A 23,961-nucleotide genomic window follows, 5' to 3' on the forward strand; every position below is an offset into this window, starting at 1 on the left:
TGGGCAATGTCAGTTTTTTATTGACTACTTAGGTTGGCTGGCAAACGTAACAGAAATGGAGGGGAGAGGATGAACTGGGGGCTAAGTAGTAACTTAAATTTACTCTATGCAGCAGCCTTGGAATTCTTCCAAAACCTTGGATTTGTCTCCATGAATCTTTTCCAGATGATCCTCCCCCCAATAGCATAATAGATCTAGTGCGGGTTTTAAACCCCAGCCGTAGTGCGTTAACTCATATTCCACTTTAGGAGGGATCTCATTGTAAACCTTTCGTGTAACGATCTCATCCTTTTCCAGGCCTCTAAGCTGAGTGGTCAGCATTTTTTGAGTAATGTCGGGCATTAACCGACGAAGCTCAGACGTTCGTTTCCGTCCTGTCATCAAATGGTAGATAATTAAAGGCTTCCATTTTCCTCCCATTACTTCTAAAGCCGCTTCCACTCCAACTTGATACTTCTTTTGAATGCTATTTTTCATCTGTTCAGTCATCTCCTAACCCTTCATTAAAAGGCTACATTTGCTTAGAACAATCAATCACTTCAATCCGTTACTCAGGCCAGTTTCGAGGGAATCTACCTAGGGTACTTCCATGTTCCTATGGCACCTGTATCATCCTATAGAACTTAAAAGTGCGTACTTCCAGATCGTTTTCCTACTGTTTATAATAGCATCAGCCATTGATCATGGCTAGAAATTAGCTGCACAAGAAAGGTAGTGAAGATACAAGCATGAAAGTATTAAGCGTTGTTTCACACCCGAGAAAAGATTCCTTGACCTTTGAGGTAGCCGGTCGTTTCGTACAAGGTCTTGCCGAGGCTGACCACGATTATGAGATATTGGATTTGCACGGGATTGGTTTTGATCCTGTTTTAAAAGGAGCAGACGAACCCGATTGGTCAGTTGCGGAACAGTCCTTTTCCCCTGAAGTAGAAATGGAAATAAAGCGGATGAAGGAGCATGATGCTTTGGCATTTATTTTTCCACTTTGGTGGTGGCATTTGCCGGCTATGCTAAAGGGGTATATTGACCGTGTATGGAACAATGGGTTTGCGTACGGTTCGAACCACCTTCATCATCAGCATGTCTTGTGGATTGGTTTGGCTGGCGTTTCGAAAGAACAAATGAAGAAGCGTAACTATGATGAAATGATTACTCATCTGCTGAATGTGGGAATTGCAGATTATTGTGGTGTTTCCAATTCCAAGGTTGAATTCTTATATGAGACCCTGGATTCAAATCCCGGTCATTTCGAAATGCTGCTGAACCAAGCTTACCGCTTAGGTTTGAATTATGCCAAGGAAACGGTACAAGTTCTTGTCCCTGGCAGAGGGCAAGAACTTGGTATCATAACCGATTAGGTAAACTAATTGTATAAATAAACAGCACTTCAACTATATAAGTTAAGAGTTACTTGTTCTGGATTATAAGCTCTGTGACGTGGGGCGGACAATCAGTTCGTTTATTGTCACATTAGTCGGCTGCTGGATCGCAAACAGCACGGTGTTGGCAATGTCGCCTGGGTCAAGTTGGTCCCATTCCTGACCTCCTAATTTCTCCAATGTAGGATAAATCGAGGTGTCGGTAATAGTGCTGTACAATTCGGTTTCCACTGCACCAGGGGAGATGAGGGTCGTCCGAATATTCTGTTTGGCTCCCAGTTCAGTTCGCATGCCTTCCGTGAACACCCGGACCGCATGTTTGGTTGCACTGTAGACGGAACTGGAAGGAAAGGTCAAGTGTCCTGCAATAGAGGAGAAATTAATGATATGTCCCTCATTGCGTTCTTCCATATGCTTGTACACTGCTGCCATCCCATAGAGGACGCCTTTTATGTTCACATCAATCATGCGTTCCCATTCATCTACCTTTAAATGTCTGAAAAACGAAAGTGGCATGATCCCAGCGTTGTTAATCATGATGTCGATTTGACCGTAGGTTTTTATTGCTGCTTCCGCCAACGACTCAACGTCATCATGAGAGGTTACATCCGTCACTTTGTAGCTGGCCTCACCTCCAGTGCTGCGGATTTCTTCCGTCAGCTGTTGTAAACGGTCTTCACGGCGGGCTGCCAGCATAACTTTTATGTCGTTTTTAGCAAGGAGCTTGGCCATGGCTGCCCCCATTCCGCTGCTGGCACCTGTGATGATGGCTACTTTTGTATTCATATCGGATTCCCCTTTGTTTTTTGTAGCCAGTCGTTCCTGACTCGACTTTAGAGTACCAAGTGGAGTTAACTGTAAGTCAAGCCTCAGTCGAAATCAGTAGCACAAGTTGGGAAACCTTGAATAATCGCTGCTTTTATAAAAATTCAAAAATGATTCCCACCAAAAACCGGTAAAAACAAGGGCAAATTGATTAGAGTTAGCTCTAAATCAATTTGCCCAAAAAAACAGCGTGTAACCCTTCCAATGAGCACGCTTGGTTTCGGTAGAAACACTTGTATGGAGGTCGATCTAGGGCATCATTTTCGATAATTCTTTTTCCTGCACATCGTATAACGCCAGTTTGTAATTGATCTGCTCCAAATATTTGTAAGTTTGCAAGAGATCTTTCTCTACTTTTTTCTTATGTTTAAGCATCATTTGTTTGCGAGATTTGAGTGTGCTTTCGCCTTCCTGGTATAAATCCACATATTGCTTGATTTCCACAAGTGGCATACCAGTCGACCGCAGCGCCAGAATAAAATGCAGCCACTCCAGGCTTTCTTCATCGTATAACCGATTTCCGCTCGGATCACGTTTAACACCAGGCAGTATACCTTCCCGCTCATAATAACGAAGCGTGTAAGCAGAGATGCCTGTAATATCTGAAGCTTCCTTAATTGTGGACATGTTCTTTCCTCCTGTATAAAGTAAGCTAGCGTATTTTATCGTATTTAATGTAACGCTCTTTTACCTTTCATGTATCAAAGCTTTGCTGTCGCGTCTGATTGCGGTATTGCAACGGCGTTACAGAAGATATCTTTTTGAACTGCTTGCAAAAGTAAGAAGAGTCGGTAAAACCGACAAGGGATGCGATTTCCCCGACGGAGTGACGTTCTTCTGCCAGGAGTTTCATTGCTTTTTGGACCCTGATAGAGAGCAGCAATTGCAAAGGGCTCAGTCCGTATTTTTTCTTTACGGAGCGAATGATATGAGCCGGATGAAAGGAATACTGGGCGGCAAGTTGGTTCAAATCGAAAGCGTCCTGATAATGCGAAGAAAAATAATCGAAAATTTCCTCAGCCAATTCCTTTTCTTTTTCCTGTTCACGTAAATCACAAAAAATCGTTAATATTCTCAGAAATAACTGCTGGTATTCGATCTGGGATTTTGTTGATGAATAAAACAGCTTTTCATTATGATATTTGTCAATTTTAACCTGTGAAATGCTGTCCATATAATTCTTGAGGATTTCGTGCAGACTGTCGTCAATCCTTCCGTATTGGGGAAGCGAAATATAAAATACATCTTTTTTATAGTATTTTGTTTTGTTCATTTTGGAATCGACATGTGTGATGGGATTATCGGAATAGAAGAAATCTCCCGTTGTATAAAAATGAACCCAGGAGAAGGTCGTATCAGAAGTACAGGCTTTGTAGCCTTTATGCAAGTTGCCAGGTGTCAAAATTAAATATTGGCCGGGCTCGATCGTATATTTGCGCCCATCCTCTTCCAGATAAAGAGCTCCCGAAAAAACGAATATCAGGTCAAAGGTATGCTCAAGAACACGGCGTTCGTGAAGATCTCCTTTTCGGAACAGCGATACCCCCCCGACGATAAGATGAGGCAAAGGAGGACAACTGAAATGGATGTATAGCAATTCTGCCACCTCGAATCAATTTTATTATATAAACCATAGCATAGAAACATCGGAATCATCAATAAATTCAAAAATCAGGCTGGAAATAAGTGTGATATTCACGAATCAAAAAAATTAAAATGATAATAATGTTATATTTTTAAAGCTAATAACATTATATTTTTGGTTTATTTTAATGATTTTAATCCCCCTCTCAGGGTGTCATACTTATATCAATAAGTCGGTCCGCTTAAAAAGTATAGCGCTTTCATTCAGTCGACGGAATGGGCCATTCATTTCATAATTTACCCGGGGGGGAAGAAGGGTGCAAGTCTTAAAAAACTATAAATTCTCGATTATACTGTTGGCTGGTGTTTTAGTGGGCGCAATCGCTGGCACGATTATGGGTGAAAAATCCGCAGTCCTGCAGCCCTTTGCAGATGTTTTTCTGAACATGGTATTTGTGATCATTGTGCCGCTGGTGTTTGTGTCCATAGCCGGTTCTATAGCGAGCATGACCAATTTGAAAAAGCTGGGGAAAATATTGGGCATTTTCTTTTTGGTGGTGGTGGTTACAGGCATCATTACAGCTGTTTTGGCATTGATCATCGGTTTGATCTTTAATCCGGCCCTGAACGCTGAGGTTAGCTTTGGGAAGGCTGTTCAGGATCAGGCGGCTGCTTCGCTGGATATTGTCGGCTTGATAACTGTAAGCGATTTCGTTGAATTGTTGTCCTTAAAGCATATGATGGCCTTGATTGTTTTTGCAATCCTGTTTGGAATTTCCGTAAGCTCCATTGGAGAAGAGGGAGCTCCGGTTTCCAAATTGCTTAATAGTTTATCCTCTGTGTTGAATAAAATCGTTTCCATTGTTATGTATTACGCTCCTGTGGGCATTGCCTGCTATTTCGCGACACTGATCGGCAAGGTAGGCAATCAAATTGTCTGGTCCGTTGCCCGGGCATCCATTATTTACGTGGCATTTTGTATATTGTTTTTCATTCTGTTCTCCTTTTTGGCCACTTATTTTGGCGGAGGTAAAACCGGAATCAAGCGTTTTTGGAAAAATATATGGCTGCCACTGACCACGGCGATGGGAACTTGCAGCAGTACGGCTTGTATCCCTGTGAACAGATTGGCCGTGAAGCAAATGGGCATTCCCGATGAAATCGGCGACATTATCGTTCCGCTTGGCGCAAGCATGCACAAAAATGGTGTAGTCGCCGTTCAAATGATCAAAATTATTTTCTTGTTCGGGATTTTTAATATGACGATGGGTACGGGAGATATGGTAAAGGCCGTTCTGGTAGCTTTGATAAGCGGAATTATTGTGGGTACGATTCCCAGCGGTGGATTCATTGGGGAACTATTCATCTGTACCGCCTTCGGCTTTCCGATGGAAGCGGTTCCGATCCTGGTTATTATGGGAACGATTACAGACCCGCTTTGCACTATGGTGAATGTAACCGGCGATCCGGCCATTAGCATGGTGATTTCACGGATCATCGAAGGCAAGAACTGGATCAAACAAAAAATAGGCGCTGTGACACAGGCGTAAAGTACAGAGAGGCGGATGGGAGATGGAAGTGGGGAAAAACGCCGTCGGTTCGGCAACCGCGAAAGAATTAACGGAACTGGACGGCAATGCGATTTATTTGGGAAACTTAAATACGGTAGAAGCCGATTTGAAGCTTCCGCTGAAGGGGAAGTATGGTTCTTCCGTTCAATGGGAATCGAAAGAGACTCTATTTATAAGTCATACAGGCAAGGTTACCAGACCTACCTTTGGGGTGGGGAACCGGAAAGTTGTTCTTGTCGCAACGTTGACATATGAAGGAGAGGTAACCCGCAAGACATTTGAAGCAACGGTTCTCCAGGAAGAATATAAAGCAAAGATCGTTGCGGTAAACCCACTGACCGTGCGCACGCAAGTTGGGGAACAGCCGGAACTGCCAACCGTCGTCATTGTAAAAAATGATACCGGAAGCTATACAGTAAGCCAGGTTTGCTGGGACCCGCTCAAAGAGGAGGCTTATCGGCAATCAGGATTTTTTTCACTCCACGGTAAAGTGGAAGAAAGTGCTTTGAAGGCTTTAGTCACCATTCAAGTGGTGGATAAGGTTGAGGAAACAACGGATCACGCCAAGCGGGTGAAGGAATTTAAGGGCCAAAAGGTAAGCCTGGAAAGAGAAAGTGAATTTGAAGCAGCTATGAACCGTTTCCTGCAGTTTGTACGGTCAGTGAATGATGACCAGATGCTGTATAATTTTAGAGAGGCAGCCGCCATCGACACCAAAGGAGCACAGCCAATGACGGGGTGGGACGCTCCAGAATGCAATCTGAAGGGGCATACCACTGGACACTATCTTTCTGCGCTGGCGCTTGCTTATAATGCCACGGAGGATTCTGCGCTACTGGGGAAAATTCAATACATGGTTGTAGAATTGGGCAAATGCCAAACAGCCCTGTCGGAACAGGCGGGCTATGGCCGGGGGTTCCTGAGCGCGTATTCGGAAGAACAGTTTAATCTTCTGGAGCAGTACACAACTTATCCGGAAATATGGGCTCCTTACTATACGTTGCACAAGATTATGGCCGGTCTGCTAGATTGCTACCAGCTTGCGGGCCAGAGGGAAGCTTTGGATATTTGCGATAAGCTGGGTCATTGGCTTCACAACCGACTAGGCCGGCTTCCGAGAGAGCAGCTTCATAAAATGTGGTCATTGTATATCGCCGGGGAATTTGGGGGTATGAATGAGGTATTGGCCAAATTATATGCGATCACCGGCAATAAAAATTATTTGATGACAGCGAAATATTTTGACAATGAAAAGCTGTTCCTTCCGATGAAGGAGAATGTGGACACGCTGGGAAATACGCATGCCAATCAGCACATTCCGCAGGTGATTGGGGCCTTGAAGCTGTTTGAGGTTGCGGGGGATGAGGCTTATTTCAATATCGCAGAGAACTTCTGGACGATGGTGACACAAAGTCATATTTATCCTATCGGGGGCACCGGAGAGACGGAAATGTTCAGAGAGCCGGACGCCATTGCTGGTTTTCTCACCGATAAAACGGCAGAAACCTGTGCGAGCTATAATATGTTGAAGCTGACCAAAGAGCTTTTTCAGTTTAACCCGCGCAAAACGTATATGGATTATTATGAGAAGGCGCTTTATAACCATATTCTTGCCTCAGAGAATAGCCAAAAAGCGGAGGGGGGCAGCACCTACTTTATGCCACTGGCACCTGGATCTATCAAGAAATTCGATACACATGAAAATACCTGCTGTCATGGAACCGGTCTGGAAAATCATTTTAAATACCAGGAAGCCATCTATTTTCATGATGAAGACAGGCTGTATGTGAACTTATATATTCCCTCTCGACTGGATTGGAGCGATCAGGGGCTGAGTCTGGTGCAGAAGCGGGATAGTGACGGCTTGGAGACGGTCCGCTTTTATATTGAGGGCGTTCCCGAAACGACCCTTATGTTCAGAATTCCCGATTGGATATCAGAGCCTGTTCAAGTAAAGATAAACGGAGAGCCTTGTCGCGATCTGGAGTATGAAGACGGATATTTAAAGCTGCGCAAAGTATGGAAAAAGGATGAAATCGAGCTGACGCTGCCCTGCTCCTTGAGACTGGCTGACGCTCCCGATGACCACACCCTTAAAAGTCTCGCTTATGGACCCTATGTACTGGCGGCAATAAGCGGAGAACAGGATTATATCTCCTGGACATACAGTGAACAAGAATTTCTGAAACAAATCATTCAACAAAAGGATAGTCCTTTGACATTTGTTTTGGATAGCATCAAGTTTGTTCCCCTGTACCAAATTCAGGATCAAAGTTATCATGTGTATTTTAAACTTAGCCGCTGATTACCTAACATATACGCATAAGAAGTCGCCATATTGGCGGCTTTTTTGTTTTAACGATATAAGTTCTTACCCCGAGCTGTGAACAAGAATTTTTATAACCGATTAGATGTCTATCTAAAAAAGGAGCGAACTATGGAAATTAGGGAATCGTTGATGGAGAGCTATTCACATATTCTTTCTAATAGTGTCCCCAATTGTTCCGCTAATACTTGATGGGTTACAGGTCTTTCATTGGTAAACCACCATTCGACCACTCCTACATACGAAGATGCCAGAAATTGAACGACAAGATCTTTATTTAATTCAAAGTTTCTTCCTTGGGTATTATCAACTTCATTTTGAAACTCTCCTACAAGAAATTCCAGGAACCGATTGCGGAAAAACGGAGCCCCTTTACTCGCCAGCATCAAAGAGAAGAATGAGTAATTACTTTCAAAGTATTCCGTCCAAATTAGAGAGCCCTTTACAAAATCCACTTCAGCCGGAGCTTTGCATCTTTTACGAAGTTCATTAATGTGCGTCTCTATCAGTTTGTCCAGCAAATCGTATTTATCCATATAATGCAGATAGATCGTTCCACGGCTGACATTAGCTCTGTCCGAGAGATCCTGGATTGTAATATCATCAAAATTTTTCTCAGCCATCAGTTCAATGACTGCTGTTTTTAACGCTTCCTGTGTTTTAAGTATTCTTCTATCGACTTTAGACATTTTGCTCACCGGACTTTCTTTAATAATTAACAAATTTACAGTATTAGTTCACCAATTGACAAATCCATTAGAATTGACAATTGCTTGTAATGTGTACTCATTTATAATTATATACAGATGTCCAGTAATGCATCAATATAGATATCCATTCATTCGAGGCTCTGCCTTAAAATCTCCAATCCTCTTCTTAATTCCTCTAAAGAACTAGTGGATGAAAGGGCTATTCTTAGATAGTTCTCTTCCGCATTCCCCCCGCTCAGAAAGCGATTGGAATGAAATACACGAATCCCTTTTTCCAGGAAAAAGCCTTCAGAATAAGTTTCATGCATAACTTTTGGTAAAGGAATCCATCGATAAAAACTCAGTGGATGTCCCCTGTGGAGAGTATTTGGGAAGAATTCAGCAAATAACTGGTTGGCCGTCTCGGCCAGCTGTTTTTTCTCTGCAACAATCGTATTCGCTTTTCCTGACAAAATCAGCTCGGTTATGATCTCTGCGTCCAAAGAGGATGTCTTGACGTTGACATTGTATATGGCCTTCATCATTGTGTCTTTGAATGCTTCGTTAAACACGATATAGGCCACTCGAAGACCTGAGCAGATGGATTTGGCGGTGCTACAAATATAAACCGTTTGTTCAGGGAGCAGCTGATACATCGGCTGACCATAATGATCTATAATGCCCGCTGACAAAAAGGCATGAATATCGTCTTCAATCAGGATCAAACGATGTTTTTGAATGACCTGAGCTAATTCTTTTTTTCGCTTTTCCGGAATTATAATGGTCGTGGGATTAGCGCAGGAAGGCATCAAAAACACACCATGTAAATTCGATTGAGAACATTGATCTTCCAAAGCTTCGGGTAACATACCACACTCATCACTGAGGACAGGGACTAGTTTGATACGAAACATTTTGGAGACTTCAATAAAATTGGCATATGTATACAGATCAACCGCAATTCGATCCCCGGGTTCAAACAGTGCAAAGAGTGTAATAGCTAATGCATTTTGCGCTCCCGAAACGATGGCCATATGTTCAGTATCGGCCTGGATGCCAAAAGCCTTCATCCAATTGAGTGCAGCCAGTTTCTGATGCGGAATACCTGCAGGATCATTGTAATTTAATAGCTGCTCCAGATAACTTTTCTCCACTACGCTTTTTACGGTCTCAGCAACCAGATCATTGGTTTGCTCAAATGAGGCAACAAAGCCAAGATCAATATATACATTTGAAGATGGATCTTTTGAAATGGTGACCGACCGAGCCGCGTTGGCTGAAACAAAGGTACCGCTTCCGGTCACGCCATGAATTAAACCTTTAAGTTCGCAAAGCTTGTATGCGCGTGTAATCGTTGTGAAGTTCACATCCAAAAAGTCGGCCAGCTCCCGCTGAGGGGGAAGTTTTGTACCCGGAGCCAAAAATCCGTGTCTGATGTCATGTTCCAGCAATAGGGCGAGAGAGCGATAAAGCGGTCGTTGCAATCTATCCTTGTCAGGTTTCCACGACATCGGATAATGTTCAAACGAATTAAATGGCATAGTACACCTCACAATATTGTAGTCCATACAATTGTACCATTGATTGTATGGATTCACATCGCTAAACTAACAAAGAAAGTAATCTTGTCAAGGAGATGTAGCAACCATGATACACAGAAGTAAGCTTCAATTGGCCTTTAAATCAGCTTTCCCTCCCACACTCCCCATACTGGCTGGATTCTTGTTTCTAGGGATTGCCTACGGCATTCTTATGAATATATCTGGCTTTGGTGCGGGGTATGCGATCCTTATGGCCCTATTTATTTTTGCCGGATCAATGGAATTTGTTGCAGTGCATTTACTGCTCGGTCCGTTCAATCCACTAGATGCCCTGCTAATGACCTTAATGGTGAACGCCCGCCATTTATTTTATGGCATATCCATGCTTGAAAAATATAGAGGCACCGGATTCAAAAAGTTTTATCTGATTTTCGGACTATGTGATGAATCGTTTTCAATTAATTACACGGCAAACATCCCCAAAGAAGTGGATAAGGGATGGTACATGTTTTTTGTAACCCTGCTTAATCACAGCTACTGGGTACTTGGCGCTGCCATTGGTGGAATTTTCGGATCACTGGTGCGCATTAATATGGAGGGGCTTGAGTTTGTGATGACGGCGCTTTTTGTTGTGATCTTTATTGAACAATGGATGAAAGAGAGTACACATCACAGTGCATTGTTGGGTTTGGGAATATCGATCCTTTGCCTGCTTATTTTTAACAGCGAAAATTTCATCGTTCCATCCATGATCGGTCTTCTCATCGTGCTCTCCTTAATGAGAAAATCACTAGATAGAAAGACAGGTGAGAAACATGATGTCCAAGACTTTGCTTGAGAACATCATAACTATAGGGATGGTCGTCTTGGGAACGATGATGACCCGATTCATTCCATTTATTTTGTTCCCTTCGGGGCGTCCCACACCCAAATATGTGCAGTATCTCGGCAAAGTGCTTCCCTCGGCAGCTTTAGGACTACTGGTCATTTACAGCGTTAAGGATGTTACTTTTTTCTCTGGGTCTCATGGTGTGCCCGAATTGATTTCCATTGTCGTCATTATTATGCTCCATCTCTGGCGAAGAAACATGTTGATATCCATTGCTGGCGGTACACTGCTCTATATGTTCCTGGTCCAATTTGTACTCTAAAAGCATCTATTATTTCTAAAATAACTTGTGTCTTCCAAGGAGCAGGACCAATGGCCGAGATCAACTCTCATGTGTATTTTAAACTTACCCGTTGATTACCTTTGTTAAAAAAAATGAAAAAGGCTGCTTGCTCCTTTTTAAAAAAGCAAGTAGCCTTTTGTTGTTTACCAGCTTATCTGTTCGCTCACGAACTCTAATGTGGCGTGGCATCGAACATCGATGACATTGAAGCGAGTACACAACAGATGTACCGATTTAGAGAGCTACGGTTAGCGAAATGCTAGACTACTCCAACTCACCTGAAAATTGATACAACCATTCATCGATACTGTGGTCAGGTACATTTAAAGCACGGTAGGTCGCTAGAACATCCGGGTATCCTCCTACGTCATCCTGACTATCAATTATCTTTCCTCGACCAGCCAGAAAATCGGAGATAATTCGTTGATCTGTTGCATCCCGGTCCTTCGGCCTTGCTCCTGCATGCTCAGTGACTTCCTTTACTACTTCCGAGGCAGCTAGTGCTTTAAGTCCTTCAACCCAAACAGGTGGATTGTCAAGTTCCTTGATTCCGCCAAAAGTCAGCGGGACTGACTTGCCATTACGGTCATAAGCAAGATTATCTTTGAGATAAGCCCAGCCGCTTTTACTGTTCGTTCCGACAATTCCTAACCCATTAATCGTATCTACTCCATGCCGCATGTAATTCCCGACGATACTGACTTTAGGGCCTTCCGGATTGATCCCCGTATCCGCCCATTCCCTCTCTACGAATCCGAGCCGAATAGCCCATTTTCCCGGATTATAAATGACATTGTTAGCAATTACACCCGTCGTGAAAGCTTTGAACCATGGATTACGTTCCATGTTATGAGCATAAAGATTTCCGATGACTGCCACATCCTGGACGTAATCATGAACGAGCGTGCCCATGGAATGGGGACCCTTCTCATGAACGGAATTATACAGGCCCTCGGCGATAATACTATTGCTGAGTGTTACACGGTGGGTAGTTGCCTTGGTTCCACTGGTACGAGGACCTGAGAAGGACATGTTCTCATCTACTCCCCAGGCAAAAGAGCAATGGTCAATGACAATGTTATAAGCGGAGGCTCCGTAAGTGGACACATCTGGCTCAAAGCCTGCACCTGGAGTGCTGCCGCCGTCGCCCATCCGAAACCGGACATGCTGCATCAACACATCATGCGTTCTGATTTGCAAACCTCCCTGGATGAATGTAATGCCAGGGGAGGGGGCCGTCTGGCCTGCGATGGTCACGTAGGGCTCTTTCAGATCAAGACGTTCCTTTTTTAGATTGATGACACCACCGACTTCAAATACAATAATCCGCGGTCCTTTGGTTTTTAATGCCGCACGAAATGAGCCTGGGCCGTCATTGTTCAGATTGGTCACCTTGATTATCTTCCCGCCCCGGCCTGCTGGAGTGTCAGTCCCGTATCCCACGGCTCCCGGAAACACCGGCTGGGCTCCAGCTTGACCAGCTGTTACAGACCCCATCATCCATACCCACAACAACAACATACATAAGCCCGCTTTCCATCCTTGCTGCAAACATCTTCGTACATCCATCTAGAATATTCCTCCTTTGTTTTCCATGTTAAATATAGTATATATATATCCTAATATAACTTTTTCTGAGAGTAGTTCCAACTATTTTAGAGAAAAAAATTGTGAATTAGCCACTATTGTGTCGATTTTGAGTTTTATGCATTCACCTTTGAGTTTAAAACAACATAGAGCACCACTGACATATAGATGTCAGTAGTACGGATGAGAAATTTGAAATCCCGATTGGCTTTGACCTTCACAACTATCGACCGCCAGATGATCGTAATATCCGAGTTCGCGCACTTTTTAATGCCAACATTGCTGATAAAGTGAAAGAAGCGAATAACTACTACATGGAAGATGCTGAATTACTTTCTAATGGCTTCTATGTCAATTTCCGTGTCCGCCAACCTGAAGAATTACTACAATGGATACTTGGCTGGGGTGCAGATGTTGTTATCGTCGAACCAGAATCATTCAAGAAACGTGTGAAAGAAGAAATTCAAAAGATGATAGAACGCTACTGACATACTGTTGTCAGTAGCGTTCTTATATATTTAGGTAGGCAAAATGAGGGAGGAGGTCAAGAAAATGATCGACGGGGCACCTGATGCTGCACTCTTTGAGAAAGATATAACGTGTTCTAATCAAGAGCGTTATTGGATCGGCGTAGTTTCTGCATCCCACGTCAGCTATGCAGTGGATGAGGGGATTGCACAGACTTGCCATGGTAAAGCTGGTTCACTCCGAAGAATGCGATCAGGGGACTGGCTCATCTATTACTCACCACGCACAGAAATGAAGGGAGGGGAGACCCTACAAGCATTTACAGCGATTGGCTGGGCCATAGACAATGTTGTCTATCGATATAAAATAAGCGACGATTTTATTCCACATCGTCGGAATATGAGTTATTTGCCTTGCAGGATCGTAAAAATCGCCGGTCTGTTAGACAAGTTGACGTTCACCAGAATGGAGCAGAATTGGGGATATCCATTTCGCTTCGGGCAATTCGAAATTAATCGGAAGGACTTTCTAACTATAGCGAATGAGATGTTGGGGAGTAGCTATGAAGAAACTGTTAAAGAAGAATCACTGATCTTTTATAAACAATTAGAATTCAATTGGTGAAGTATTTCCGCTTGGATGTTGTGAGGAAATTATTCTCTCATTTATACTTCTATGCTTCGCGAAAACTGAGAAACATTTTTAATATTGGGAGGTAATCATTTTGAAAACCGTGTTATATATTACTGCTCATCCACTTGCTCAACATGCTTCGTACAGCTTGACTGTCGGTAAGGAGTTTATCGATACCTATCGTGAAGCGCACCCAGAGGAAGAAGTCATCCATCTCGACTTGTTCCAAATGGATGTTCCGCCAGTAGATGCCGATATACTTAACGCAAGATATAAACTATTTCAATGGAGAAAAGCTGACTCCAACACTCCGTTCGACCAGTTGCTGTCTGATGCCGAGCGAATAAAGCTTGCCCAGATAGATGAACTCTGTGATCAATTCATTGCAGCGGATAAATATATCTTTGCTTCGCCGATGTGGAACCTCACGATTCCGCATGTGTTGCTTAATTATACGAATTGCTTAGTTATCCCAGGCAAGACATACCGTTATACGGAGACCGGCCCTGTGGGACTTCTAACTGGCAAGAAGGCGATTCATATCCAAGCTAGCGGCGGAGTCTACTCAGAAGGTCCTGCCTCGTCCTTGGAGTGTGGGAACAGTTACTTACGCACAATCATGCAGTTCATCGGAGTCACTGATGTCCAGAGCATTTTCATTGAGGGAATGGCCGAAATGCCTGATCGAGCTGAAGCCATTAAGGAAGAGGCTATCGCGAAAGCAAGAGAAGCTGCAAAACAATTTTAATTCATGATTTTGATTGCAATGAATCTGTGGCCTTTCTAACAGGATAAGGCTGCAGATTCATTGCACTATCATGTCCTATTTGTGATACCCGATTCGCTGCCTTGGGTGCCGAAGGCTTCGCATTTAACCTCCTCCGGCGCTTGTCCTGGCTGCCAAGGAACAGGCGAGGTTCAGCAAGTGAACGAACCAGACTTTTTTGGAGGACATTTGAATCTCCCCTGCTATGACGACGTCCTTGAATTTGCAGTTAGAGTGACTGTCCGCCCGAGACCTCTATGCGCTGGGCATTGATCCAGCGATTCTCGTTGGAAAGCAACGAAGCGATAGCCTCTCCAACATCGTCGGGTTGACCGACACGACCGAGAGCCGTTGTTGAAGCCACATATTTGTTCACCTCAGGATTATCGCGGAGCGCGCCGCCGCTGAAATCAGTAGCTATGGCTCCAGGGGCAATGGTGTTGACAGCGATTCCGCGCGTTCCCAGCTCTTTCGCCATATAGCGAGTGAGGATCTCGATCGCACCTTTCATGGATGCGTAGGCACCGCTTTCTGGAATAGTAAAGCGCGTAAGACCTGAGGAGATGTTCACAATTCGGCCGCCATCATGGATAAGCGGTAGGAGCTTCTGTGTGAGAAAGAACACTCCTTTGAAGTGAACTTCGTAAAGCTTGTCCAGTTCTTCCTCAGTCGTCTTCTCGAATGCATTGCGATGCGAGGTGCCAGCGTTATTTACGAGGTAATTGAATCGGTCGGCTCCCAGTTCTTTGAGTGCGTTGACTACGTTTTGTACAAAGGAGTCAAATGTACTGACTTTACCGGTATCTAACTGCAAAGCAATGGCCTTGCGACCCATATCGCGTGCTAAAGAGACTACTTTTTCAGCTTCTCCCTGATTGTAATGGTATGTGAAAATCGAATCAACGCCGCGACTTGCAAGGCTTAAAACTGTGCTTCGTCCCATACCGCGGCTTCCACCTGTAACAATTGCAATCTTTGTGTTGGTCATCGTGTATTCTCTCCTTTGTTTGGATTACCAGACAATCTAACTACCTGCTTGATATTACAATTCAAAAGTTTACAACTTAAAGTTAAGTTTAAGTCAAGCAAAATGTATAAGCTTGATTTCGGTCAACAATTACCGGTATCACGTGAAGAAAAGTACCCATAAATTGGGCCGTTTAGTCTCACCTGTTTTAATCTCCCCATTTCCCAAACCGATAGACAACTATTTTGGTGTGAGTTATGATAATACATACTTGAAGTTAACTTTAAGTTGAGGTGAAAAAATGTATACAATTGGAGAAGTTGAGTCAATAGCCGGTATAAATGCGTCAACCCTCCGTTTTTATGAAAAAGAAGGAATTCTCTTTAATATTGAGCGTAATGAAGGTGGGCGAAGAATTTACACAGAAGAGCAAGTGACTTGGTTAAAGTTTGTTCTTGCTCTAAAAAATACAGGAATGACTATTGAGGATATAAAAAGCTATCTGAATATGATTGTGGATGGGGAAGAAAAGTTGGTGGAAAGGAGAGAGTTTCTTGCTCGGCACAAAGAAAAAGTAGAGAAGCAAATTGCAGAGACGCATTCATATCTCGAACGAATCACCCAAAAAATTTCCTTTTATGATGCAAAATATCTAAAGAAAAACTATCTGGATCTTTGATTTTTGCGGCTGTTCTAATACACCACTTTCAACAGTTTGGTTTGAGAGAATCTGCTTCCTCCAACAACCATGACGAAGAATCTTACAGCAAACGTGCTTAATAGGTTACATGGGGAGGAATGACTGTTCGTAGTTTTCTAATGCGTGTCTTGGCTGCTTCAGGATCAGATCGAAACAAAGAAACATGACCATCAAGCTTCTGTGATAGGTCAACTAATGGATCAGGTTAGTTGAACAAGAAAGATAAAAGCATTTTATATAGAATGCTTTTTATCTTTCTCATGATTTGGTGATGTAGCAGAGTGTGTTAATATGCGGTCTAGTACTTTTTCAGTAAATGGCATAAAGCAATTGAGTATTAGTCCCCCTAAACAAACGGTTAACAAAGTTCCAACGCCAATGGGTCCATTTAAAATCACTGCTATTATCAAGAATATGAGGTAGATGAATGTTCTCGAAAAAAATAGATTTGTTCTAGTTAATTCTTGTATGATTATTGTTAATCGATCGACTGGAATGGGTGCAAAATTTGTCTGTAAATATGTTGCAGTTCCTAATCCTACAACAACTAAACCAATTCCAAAACAAACAACTTTGCTGTACCATAGTTCAGGTGTTATCAAATTGTGCAATAAAAAAAGCCACATATCAATACCAATACCCGTTATAAATGCTGTTAATAACCCCAAAACTTCTGGTCTTTGTCTTTTTAAAAGTGAATTACAACATATCAATATTATAGCTATTATTATTTCCCAGCTTCCCACAGTAAGTCCCACATTTATGGACAGTCCAACCAAAAGTGCATCAAAAGGTGAAGTCCCAAGGTCTGATTGTATAGTGAGCGAAATACCAAGGGATAATATAAAAATTCCTAATATAAAAAAAACATATTTCACTTTACTCGACCTCTTTATCATATTTTATGTTGCAAACGCAACAAAATTAGGGTAAATTTAATATATAGTATTTTTATTGCATTTGCAACAAAATGGCTGCAAAGGAGTTAATTATGAAGGAAGTACTTCGTGAAATTGGAATGATAGCAAGGGCATTAGACTCTATAAGTAATATAGAATTTAAAGAATATGACCTTACAAAAGGGCAGTATTTGTACCTTGTGCGAATATGTGAAAACCCAGGAATCATTCAAGAGAAGTTAGCTGAGATGATAAAAGTAGATCGAACAACTGCATCTCGTGCTATAAAAAAGCTTGAAATTAATGGCTTTATTGAAAAGAAGGAGGATAATCATAACAAAAAAATTAAAAAACTATTTCCAACAGAGAAAGGGAACAATGTTTATCCTTTTATAAAAAGAGAAAATGATCATTCCAATAACGTGGCATTAGAGGGATTTTCGGAAAGAGAAGTAGAAACCATTTTCAATCTTCTTCAAAGAATAAGAGAAAATATAGGGAGTGACTGGGAATTTGTAAAAAAGGGAAACAAAAGAAATTATTGATTTATATGAAGGAGCGATACATTAAATTGACTGTAAAAATAATAAAGTGCGGCCGTGAAGATTTACAAATACTCCAAGAAATAAGTATTGAAACATTCAACGATACTTTTAAAGATCAGAATTCACCTGAAAATATGAAAGCCTATCTGGAAAGAGCATTTAACGCTAAACAGTTAGAGGAGGAATTGTCCAACGTCTCTTCAGAAATCTTTTTCATCTATTTTAATGAAGAACCTGCTGGATATTTAAAGGTAAATATGAATGATGCCCAATCCGAAAACATGGGTGATGAGTCACTCGAAATTGAGAGGATTTATATAAAGAACAAATTTCAAAAACATGGGCTTGGTAAATATCTGCTAAATAAAGCTATGGAAATGGCGATGGAACATAATAAAAAGAAAATCTGGCTTGGCGTATGGGAAAACAATGAGAACGCTATTGGTTTTTATAAGAAAATGGGGTTTGTTCGAACTGGAGCACACTCTTTTTATATGGGTGATGAAGAACAAATTGATTTCATAATGACCAAAACAATGATATAAGTTTAAAATGTTTTCGAGGATTCCGCGATGTAATATCGGCTGGTCCGAGAGAAAACTCACAGTCGTCGTACTGTGCTACTGAGGGATAAAAGTCTGGGAGAAAAACTGCTGTATGCAGTATTAATCTCAGGCTTTTTTTATTGCTGCTTAATTCATACTACATTTGCAGTGGAAAGACGCAGCTTCGATCTACTCTGTACATCGGAGGTCACCAGACTTTCTGAAAGATAATAGACAAATTTCAAACATCGTTTCATTAATAAACAAAATGCACTCATCTGACAATTGTTTGATTTCTGTACTTGTTTATAATTATAAATGCGAGTTCATTAATTTAATATATCCATTATTGGGTTAATGTTTATTATCTCAACAAAAGGAGGGAAAAGGGAGAGGGAGATGCTTCCGCTTTGCCGCGAAGATGGAATCGATGTTAGCCCATGGAGTCCACTTGCAAAAGAACGGCTAACCTGACATAGGAATGAAAAGACCGCACGTTACAGAGATAGACGAAGCCAGGCAAAGAATGGCAAACCCTCATCTGGAGGATATAGTTGCGGTTTTGTCGCTGAAACTGGGTCTGGGCGAAGTACGAGCCTAGAGGATCTTATGTACTGCATAAGTATACGGAATTTAATCTTTTAATAGTGAAGGAGCAAAAGAAATCATGTGTAAAACTCATGTTCTAAGTGTCCCAAGTCCAAAAGCGTTATTTGAAAAGACTACTATTGAACGGAGAGAACTGCGTCCGGATGATGTCTTGATCGACATTAAGTTTTCTGGAATTTGCCACTCCGACATTCATTATGCACACGATGAATGGGGAGGAGGTATATTCCCGATGGTTCCCGGTCACGAAATTGTCGGTGTCGTTACAGCAATTGGACCGCAAGTTACGAAATTTACCGTTGGAGATCGCGTTGGCGTTGGTTGCTTTGTTAACTCCTGTGGGGAATGCGAATATTGCCTCAATGGCGAAGAACAATTTTGTACGAAGGGCTATGTAGCAACTTATAATGCAATAGATTACGATGGCACTCCAACTTATGGCGGCTATAGCCAGAAAATTGTGGTCAAAGAAAGGTTCGTAGTCCGAATTCCTGACGCTTTGGAATTGGATGTGGCAAGCCCGCTATTATGTGCCGGTATCACCACCTATTCTCCTTTGAAAAAATGGAACGCGGGTCCCGGCAAGCAGGTTGCTATTGTTGGAATGGGAGGGCTTGGTCACGTGGCAGTTCAGTTCGCGCATGCCCTAGGTGCAGAAGTAACGGTCTTGAGTCAGTCTTTGAGTAAAAAGGATGAAGCTTTGAGTATGGGCGCGGATCATTATTTCGCAACAAGCGACCCGGATACCTTTACCCAGCTCACAAATCGTTTCGACCTCATCTTAAACACAGTGTCTGCAAACCTAAAGGTTGATGCGTATTTATCATTGCTCCGCGTAGATGGAACATTAGTTAATCTTGGTGTTTCAAGCCAACCAGATGAATATCATGTATTTTCACTCATCACGCAGCGTCGAAGTATTTCCGGATCGATCGTCGGTGGCATTCGGGAGACACAAGAGATGCTCGATTTCTCCGCTAAAAACGGTATTGCTCCTAAGATCGAGGTTATTCGCGCCGACCAAGTGGACGAAGCGCATGAACGTATACTCCGCAACGATGTAAGGTATCGATTCGTTATTGATATGTCAACCTTGTAATTATATAAGAGCAGAGGGCCAACCATTTTTAAATGGTTGGCCCTATCAGCAAGCAGACCGGTCCATACCGCGCCAGGGGACACTACTTTATGACTTCGAGAATTGGTGGCCCATGCGGGCATAGATCCAAGGTCAATATATACGCTTAAGAAGCCGCCATTTTGGCGGCTTTCTTTGTTATCGGGCAAGTTATTGTCAAACACTTTTCCGACAGATAAACAAATATATCAGCTTGTTATCAACTAGCGAGCAGCATCAGCAACAAAAGATAAAGCCGATGGTTGTTTATTTGTAAATTTATGTATGTAATTCCTAAAAGGGAATAACTCCTTGCCCTTTAGGACGATGTGACGAGGGGTCATAATCTATAAAATCAAAGAAGTCAAAGAAATACATGATGAACAGGAGGCGATTAGCCAAAGTCAACAGATCAGAATATTGAACATCGACGCAAAAAGCATTGTGGATGAATCAGAAGATTTATGGAAAAAATAGAAAATTAAATAGATAACTTTCATAAAAGGCACCCTAAGAAAGGAAGATACATCATGAATGATTCAAATCAACCGGTACCAGAGAAAGAAGTATTAAGCGTGTTCAGTGGTGAAAGCGGCGAGAACCCATTTCCGTTATTCGCAAAGATACGGGCAACAGGAGCCGTTATTCCTATCCCGTTTCCGATGGGAGGAACAGATCAGCAAACATGGATGGTCACTCGTATGGAAGAGGCAATGCAGGTGCTTAAAGACCATGTCCGTTTTACTGTAGACCGGAGATATATTAATAGCAATAGTAACATCGAGCAAAACCCAACTGGCGACACTGGCCCATCCGCTTCCACTAACTTCCTTACCGAGTCGATCAATTCTATCGATGAGCCTGATCATCGACGGTTGCGTACATTGGTGTCCAAAGCTTTCACTCCCAGATATATGGAAAGCTTACGCCCTCGCGTTCAGGAGATTGCAGATGAATTACTCGACCAGGTACAGGAAAAAGGCGAGATGGACCTCGTCAGGGACTATGCTTATCCCTTGCCAATCAACGTTATTTGCGAAATGCTTGGGGTACCTCAAGCAGACCGGTCAAAGATTCATGCCTGGTCTTCAGCGATCGCGCACGGTCTGGGATTGGGAAGGCAAGCACCGGAAGTTGAGGAGCATCTGCGAGCCTTCGGTGAATACATCGTGCAACTTGTGAACGACAAGCGCCGACATCCTGCTGATGATTTGATTAGCCAATTAGTAGCTATAGAAGAAGAGGGGGATCGGCTCGGTGAAGCAGAATTACTCTCGATGATCAAGCTATTGATCTTTGCCGGACATGAGACAACCTCGAATCTGGTCTCCACCGGCACTTTGATGTTGCTGGATCAGCCCGACCAACTGGAGAAGCTCAAAGCTGATCTTAGTTTGGTTCCTTCGGCTATTGAAGAACTGCTGCGCTTTAATGGACCGTCCACAATCGCGGGACCGCGCTTTGCCACTGAAGATATTGAGCTGGCAGGTCAGCAGATCAAGAAAGGGGATATGGTCATTCTCGTATTAAAATCAGCAAATCGGGATGAGCGCCAGTTTTCAGACCCAGAAGAGCTGGATATTACGCGCAAGATCAATCGACATCTTGCCTTTGGATATGGCATCCATATGTGTTTAGGGGCGCCGCTGGCCCGTGTGGAAGCAGACATTGCGTTTACCACACTGCTGAGACGCATGCCCAATCTACGACTCAACGTTCCTCGGGAGAACGTCACCTGGAACTTCATGCTTAGCTCACAAGGGTTAGCGTCCCTGCCCGTCGCTTTTTAACTGAGGGAAAGAATATATTGGTAAAATAAACTTTAGTATTGAAGGAAATGAGGAGGCACTTGCTCTTTGTGGAGTAGGTGCCTCCTCGTCTAGTTGAATACCCCCCCCTTGGTCCTCTGTTCATCCCCTTCAGCAAACTGCCTATTGCTCCTAATGCTATCCCGTTTACCATTGATTCGCCTTCGCTATAGATCACTTTCCATCTACCCCGAGGAGTAGAATCCTCCCTATAACCTGTAATGCTCAGCTTTGGTGTCAAGGCTTCTGGATTGAATCCGACTTCATTGTTCCTGATTTCCAAAATGATACATATTTCATCGCTCTAAAATTAAGTTCGGAGACCGATTTCACACAGAAGTCGTCAATCTCCATATGTAATTTTTCATAAATGTAAGGAACCTTACGACCGTTAGTGTACGAAGTCTTGCCCAAAAAGCCGTATCTCCTTGCCTTTTGGGACGATGTGTCAAGCATTCGAAATCTATAACATTAAAGGTGTTCGATTCGTCATGGATGAAGCGTCACGGTACTTAACGTGAAGAAAGGAGCCGACATTGTGGTGATATCTGCCATCTCTACCCTTGTCGACGGGATCGGCCAGGTTGTCGGAGGGACACCTACATTGCTTTCAACAAAATAAAGGAAGAAGAAGTGTATCTAGTATAAATGTAAAAAAAGATAATTAATAAAATGTGGGGGAAAATATATGCAAGCAACAAAAGTTACTGAAAATCAATCTATTGCCATCTTTCAGGAAGAAGATAGAAAACTCACTTTTCGCGAGAAAGTAGCCACCGGTCTCGGAGCGGGAATTGGAACACTCCATTCACAAATGATTGCGATGTTCTTGCTTTTTTTCTATACGGACATGATGAAAATCAGTCCAACCTTTGTAGCTGGGTTATTTCTGGTTGCTCGTATTATTAGCGCTGTTATCGTTCCATTGTTTGGAGTTTTTATAGACAAGGTGAGCACCCCTTGGGGCAAATATGTTCCATGGTTTATGATACTTGGGGTGCCTACTGCTATTTTGGGGTGGTTAGTCTTTACTGATTTTAACCTAAGTCCTACGGGTAAGATCGTATATGTGTCTGTAACCTATCTGCTATACAGCATATTTGCTGCACTTCAACAGGCACCAGGTAATGCAGCCGGTCCTGCCATTACAAAAAGGGTAGATGACCGGATATCAATGGGACAGATTGGATTTTTCTTCATCATGATAGGCGCAATTGTTATTTCGGTAGGCGCTCAGCCTCTGTATAAAGCTTTGGGGGGCGGTAATGACACGAAAGGGTTCTCAATGCTAATGGGAGCAATCGCTATTATTGGTATATTGGTATCCGTTTTTCAAGTAAAGTCCTTAAAAGAAAGGTATGTTACAAAACCCAAAAAGGAAGAAAAGAGACCTTCACTGAAGGAGATGTTCTTGGCTGTATTTACAAATAAAGCTGCTGTTATTATATATGTATATATTGGGGCGATAACTTTATCAAAAGGCATTAGAGATGCAATCATGATCGATTATTTAAAATATTACTTTCATAATGATAATCTTATGATGATTATAGGGATTACCAGTTTAGTGCCAACCATTTTAGGTACCCTGTTAGCCGCTCCAATCACGAAACGATTTGGCATTAAAGCTAATATCCTTACTAGTGTGGTTATGAGTGTGGTGACTTCAGCTGCCATTATGTTCGTCCCCGCTAGTTCTACTGGCGTGATCATTTTCCTGGTTTTGAGGGCAATTGATGGTTTCTTTATGGGACTCTCTACCCCAGCCCAGACTACAATGATGCCGGCTGCAATGGATTATACCGAATGGAAGACCGGTATGAATGTAAATGGATTCATGGGTTCCATCCAAGGTGTCATGAAAACTATAGCTACAGCTATTGCAGGTTCATTAACTGCAGGAGGACTGGCTTTGGCTGGGTATGTACCAGGTGTAGAGCAAAGCAGCGAGACCATCTTTGGTCTAAAATTGTTAGTGGGAGTTATTCCGGCTATTGTTCTATTATTTACAGCATCTGTAGCCTGGTTTGATCTAACAGAGGAAAAACAGACGCAAATTGCGAAAGATCTGGCAGAACGCAGGAGAGATGACCAAAGTATTTGAATAAACAAAGAAACCCTTCTTTCTGGTAATGGTTGCTCGACACTTCTATATTACCAAAGAAGGGTTTCTTTCTATTTAAAAGAATCCTAGGCCAGTTTCTTTTCATATTTTCTAAAAAGATAAATT

23 protein-coding genes are annotated in these 23,961 nt (G+C 42.5%); 14 read left to right on the top strand and 9 right to left on the bottom strand.

Features of this window, described 5'->3' with window-relative positions; all coding sequences use genetic code 11:
• Positions 1 to 99 precede the first annotated feature (99 nt).
• Entirely contained in the window at positions 100 to 489 is a 390-nt protein-coding gene (locus KQI_RS0101325; protein ID WP_029389978.1) for a winged helix-turn-helix transcriptional regulator, read from the bottom strand.
• A 239-nt stretch (positions 490 to 728) separates the two neighbouring features.
• Here KQI_RS0101325 and KQI_RS26555 point away from each other — a divergent pair, with 239 nt between their 5' ends.
• The gene (locus KQI_RS26555) at positions 729 to 1,358 is read left to right on the top strand and encodes an NAD(P)H oxidoreductase (RefSeq protein ID WP_010344878.1); all 630 of its coding nucleotides are present in this window, start codon (positions 729 to 731) and stop codon (positions 1,356 to 1,358) included.
• Between the two features lie 63 nt (positions 1,359 to 1,421).
• On the opposite strand, the gene KQI_RS0101335 is transcribed toward KQI_RS26555, so the two are convergent.
• From KQI_RS0101335 to KQI_RS0101345, 3 genes are all read right to left on the bottom strand, one after another.
• Positions 1,422 to 2,165 carry an SDR family oxidoreductase gene (locus KQI_RS0101335; RefSeq protein WP_010344879.1) on the bottom strand — a complete coding sequence of 248 codons (744 nt, stop codon included), beginning with the start codon at positions 2,163 to 2,165 and terminating at the stop codon, positions 1,422 to 1,424.
• A 288-nt stretch (positions 2,166 to 2,453) separates the two neighbouring features.
• Entirely contained in the window at positions 2,454 to 2,831 is a 378-nt protein-coding gene (locus KQI_RS0101340; RefSeq protein ID WP_010344880.1) for a MerR family transcriptional regulator, read from the bottom strand.
• Positions 2,832 to 2,898: 67 nt separating this feature from the next.
• Entirely contained in the window at positions 2,899 to 3,801 is a 903-nt protein-coding gene (locus KQI_RS0101345; RefSeq protein ID WP_010344881.1) for a helix-turn-helix domain-containing protein, read from the bottom strand.
• A gap of 304 nt (positions 3,802 to 4,105) precedes the next feature.
• Between KQI_RS0101345 and KQI_RS0101350 the strand changes: the two genes are divergently transcribed.
• Positions 4,106 to 5,338 carry a dicarboxylate/amino acid:cation symporter gene (locus tag KQI_RS0101350; protein ID WP_010344882.1) on the top strand — a complete coding sequence of 411 codons (1,233 nt, stop codon included), beginning with the start codon at positions 4,106 to 4,108 and terminating at the stop codon, positions 5,336 to 5,338.
• Between the two features lie 22 nt (positions 5,339 to 5,360).
• Positions 5,361 to 7,664 (top strand): beta-L-arabinofuranosidase domain-containing protein, encoded by a 2,304-nt coding sequence (locus tag KQI_RS0101355; protein WP_010344883.1) that lies wholly within the window; start codon positions 5,361 to 5,363, stop codon positions 7,662 to 7,664.
• Between the two features lie 161 nt (positions 7,665 to 7,825).
• Here KQI_RS0101355 and KQI_RS0101360 read toward each other — a convergent pair whose 3' ends face one another.
• Positions 7,826 to 8,374 carry a TetR/AcrR family transcriptional regulator gene (locus KQI_RS0101360; RefSeq protein WP_010344884.1) on the bottom strand — a complete coding sequence of 183 codons (549 nt, stop codon included), beginning with the start codon at positions 8,372 to 8,374 and terminating at the stop codon, positions 7,826 to 7,828.
• Between the two features lie 149 nt (positions 8,375 to 8,523).
• Complete coding sequence (locus tag KQI_RS0101365) at positions 8,524 to 9,915, bottom strand: aminotransferase-like domain-containing protein (protein WP_010344885.1); 1,392 nt, start codon at positions 9,913 to 9,915, stop codon at positions 8,524 to 8,526.
• Positions 9,916 to 10,021: 106 nt separating this feature from the next.
• On the opposite strand from KQI_RS0101365, the gene azlC reads away from it, so the two are divergent.
• Complete coding sequence (gene azlC, locus KQI_RS0101370) at positions 10,022 to 10,753, top strand: azaleucine resistance protein AzlC (protein WP_010344886.1); 732 nt, start codon at positions 10,022 to 10,024, stop codon at positions 10,751 to 10,753.
• Positions 10,734 to 11,066 (top strand): branched-chain amino acid transporter permease, encoded by a 333-nt coding sequence (locus tag KQI_RS0101375; RefSeq protein ID WP_010344887.1) that lies wholly within the window; start codon positions 10,734 to 10,736, stop codon positions 11,064 to 11,066. The genes azlC and KQI_RS0101375 overlap by 20 nt, the downstream gene beginning before the upstream one ends.
• 285 nt (positions 11,067 to 11,351) lie before the next feature.
• Here the strand turns inward: KQI_RS0101375 and KQI_RS0101380 are convergent, their stop codons facing one another.
• Entirely contained in the window at positions 11,352 to 12,656 is a 1,305-nt protein-coding gene (locus KQI_RS0101380) for a pectate lyase family protein (protein WP_010344888.1), read from the bottom strand.
• A gap of 266 nt (positions 12,657 to 12,922) precedes the next feature.
• Between KQI_RS0101380 and KQI_RS27575 the strand changes: the two genes are divergently transcribed.
• The 3 genes from KQI_RS27575 (at position 12,923) to KQI_RS0101395 (ending at position 14,523) form a co-directional block, all read left to right on the top strand.
• Positions 12,923 to 13,162: a WCX domain-containing protein gene (locus tag KQI_RS27575; RefSeq protein ID WP_459213746.1), complete on the top strand. Its 240-nt coding sequence runs from the start codon at positions 12,923 to 12,925 to the stop codon at positions 13,160 to 13,162.
• Positions 13,163 to 13,226: 64 nt separating this feature from the next.
• Entirely contained in the window at positions 13,227 to 13,766 is a 540-nt protein-coding gene (locus tag KQI_RS0101390) for an EVE domain-containing protein (RefSeq protein ID WP_010344890.1), read from the top strand.
• A 100-nt stretch (positions 13,767 to 13,866) separates the two neighbouring features.
• On the top strand, positions 13,867 to 14,523 hold the full coding sequence (locus KQI_RS0101395; protein WP_010344891.1) for an FMN-dependent NADH-azoreductase: 657 nt from the start codon (positions 13,867 to 13,869) through the stop codon (positions 14,521 to 14,523).
• A 247-nt stretch (positions 14,524 to 14,770) separates the two neighbouring features.
• Here KQI_RS0101395 and KQI_RS0101400 read toward each other — a convergent pair whose 3' ends face one another.
• A complete protein-coding gene (locus tag KQI_RS0101400) occupies positions 14,771 to 15,529 on the bottom strand; it encodes an SDR family NAD(P)-dependent oxidoreductase (protein ID WP_010344892.1) in 759 nt (252 codons plus the stop codon).
• A 280-nt stretch (positions 15,530 to 15,809) separates the two neighbouring features.
• Between KQI_RS0101400 and KQI_RS0101405 the strand changes: the two genes are divergently transcribed.
• Complete coding sequence (locus KQI_RS0101405) at positions 15,810 to 16,187, top strand: MerR family transcriptional regulator (protein WP_010344894.1); 378 nt, start codon at positions 15,810 to 15,812, stop codon at positions 16,185 to 16,187.
• 254 nt (positions 16,188 to 16,441) lie between these two features.
• Here KQI_RS0101405 and KQI_RS0101410 read toward each other — a convergent pair whose 3' ends face one another.
• Positions 16,442 to 17,086 carry a YczE/YyaS/YitT family protein gene (locus KQI_RS0101410; RefSeq protein ID WP_010344895.1) on the bottom strand — a complete coding sequence of 215 codons (645 nt, stop codon included), beginning with the start codon at positions 17,084 to 17,086 and terminating at the stop codon, positions 16,442 to 16,444.
• A gap of 113 nt (positions 17,087 to 17,199) precedes the next feature.
• Here KQI_RS0101410 and KQI_RS0101415 point away from each other — a divergent pair, with 113 nt between their 5' ends.
• The 5 genes from KQI_RS0101415 (at position 17,200) to KQI_RS0101440 (ending at position 23,835) form a co-directional block, all read left to right on the top strand.
• Entirely contained in the window at positions 17,200 to 17,652 is a 453-nt protein-coding gene (locus KQI_RS0101415) for a MarR family winged helix-turn-helix transcriptional regulator (RefSeq protein WP_010344896.1), read from the top strand.
• A 26-nt stretch (positions 17,653 to 17,678) separates the two neighbouring features.
• The gene (gene paiA / locus KQI_RS0101420; protein WP_010344897.1) at positions 17,679 to 18,197 is read left to right on the top strand and encodes a spermidine/spermine N(1)-acetyltransferase; all 519 of its coding nucleotides are present in this window, start codon (positions 17,679 to 17,681) and stop codon (positions 18,195 to 18,197) included.
• A 667-nt stretch (positions 18,198 to 18,864) separates the two neighbouring features.
• The gene (locus KQI_RS0101425; protein ID WP_010344898.1) at positions 18,865 to 19,905 is read left to right on the top strand and encodes an NAD(P)-dependent alcohol dehydrogenase; all 1,041 of its coding nucleotides are present in this window, start codon (positions 18,865 to 18,867) and stop codon (positions 19,903 to 19,905) included.
• A 548-nt stretch (positions 19,906 to 20,453) separates the two neighbouring features.
• Positions 20,454 to 21,713 carry a cytochrome P450 family protein gene (locus KQI_RS0101430; protein WP_010344899.1) on the top strand — a complete coding sequence of 420 codons (1,260 nt, stop codon included), beginning with the start codon at positions 20,454 to 20,456 and terminating at the stop codon, positions 21,711 to 21,713.
• Positions 21,714 to 22,419: 706 nt separating this feature from the next.
• Positions 22,420 to 23,835: an MFS transporter gene (locus KQI_RS0101440; protein ID WP_010344900.1), complete on the top strand. Its 1,416-nt coding sequence runs from the start codon at positions 22,420 to 22,422 to the stop codon at positions 23,833 to 23,835.
• Positions 23,836 to 23,961 lie beyond the last annotated feature (126 nt).

This window comes from Paenibacillus peoriae KCTC 3763, from assembly GCF_000236805.1.
Lineage (GTDB): Bacteria > Bacillota > Bacilli > Paenibacillales > Paenibacillaceae > Paenibacillus > Paenibacillus peoriae.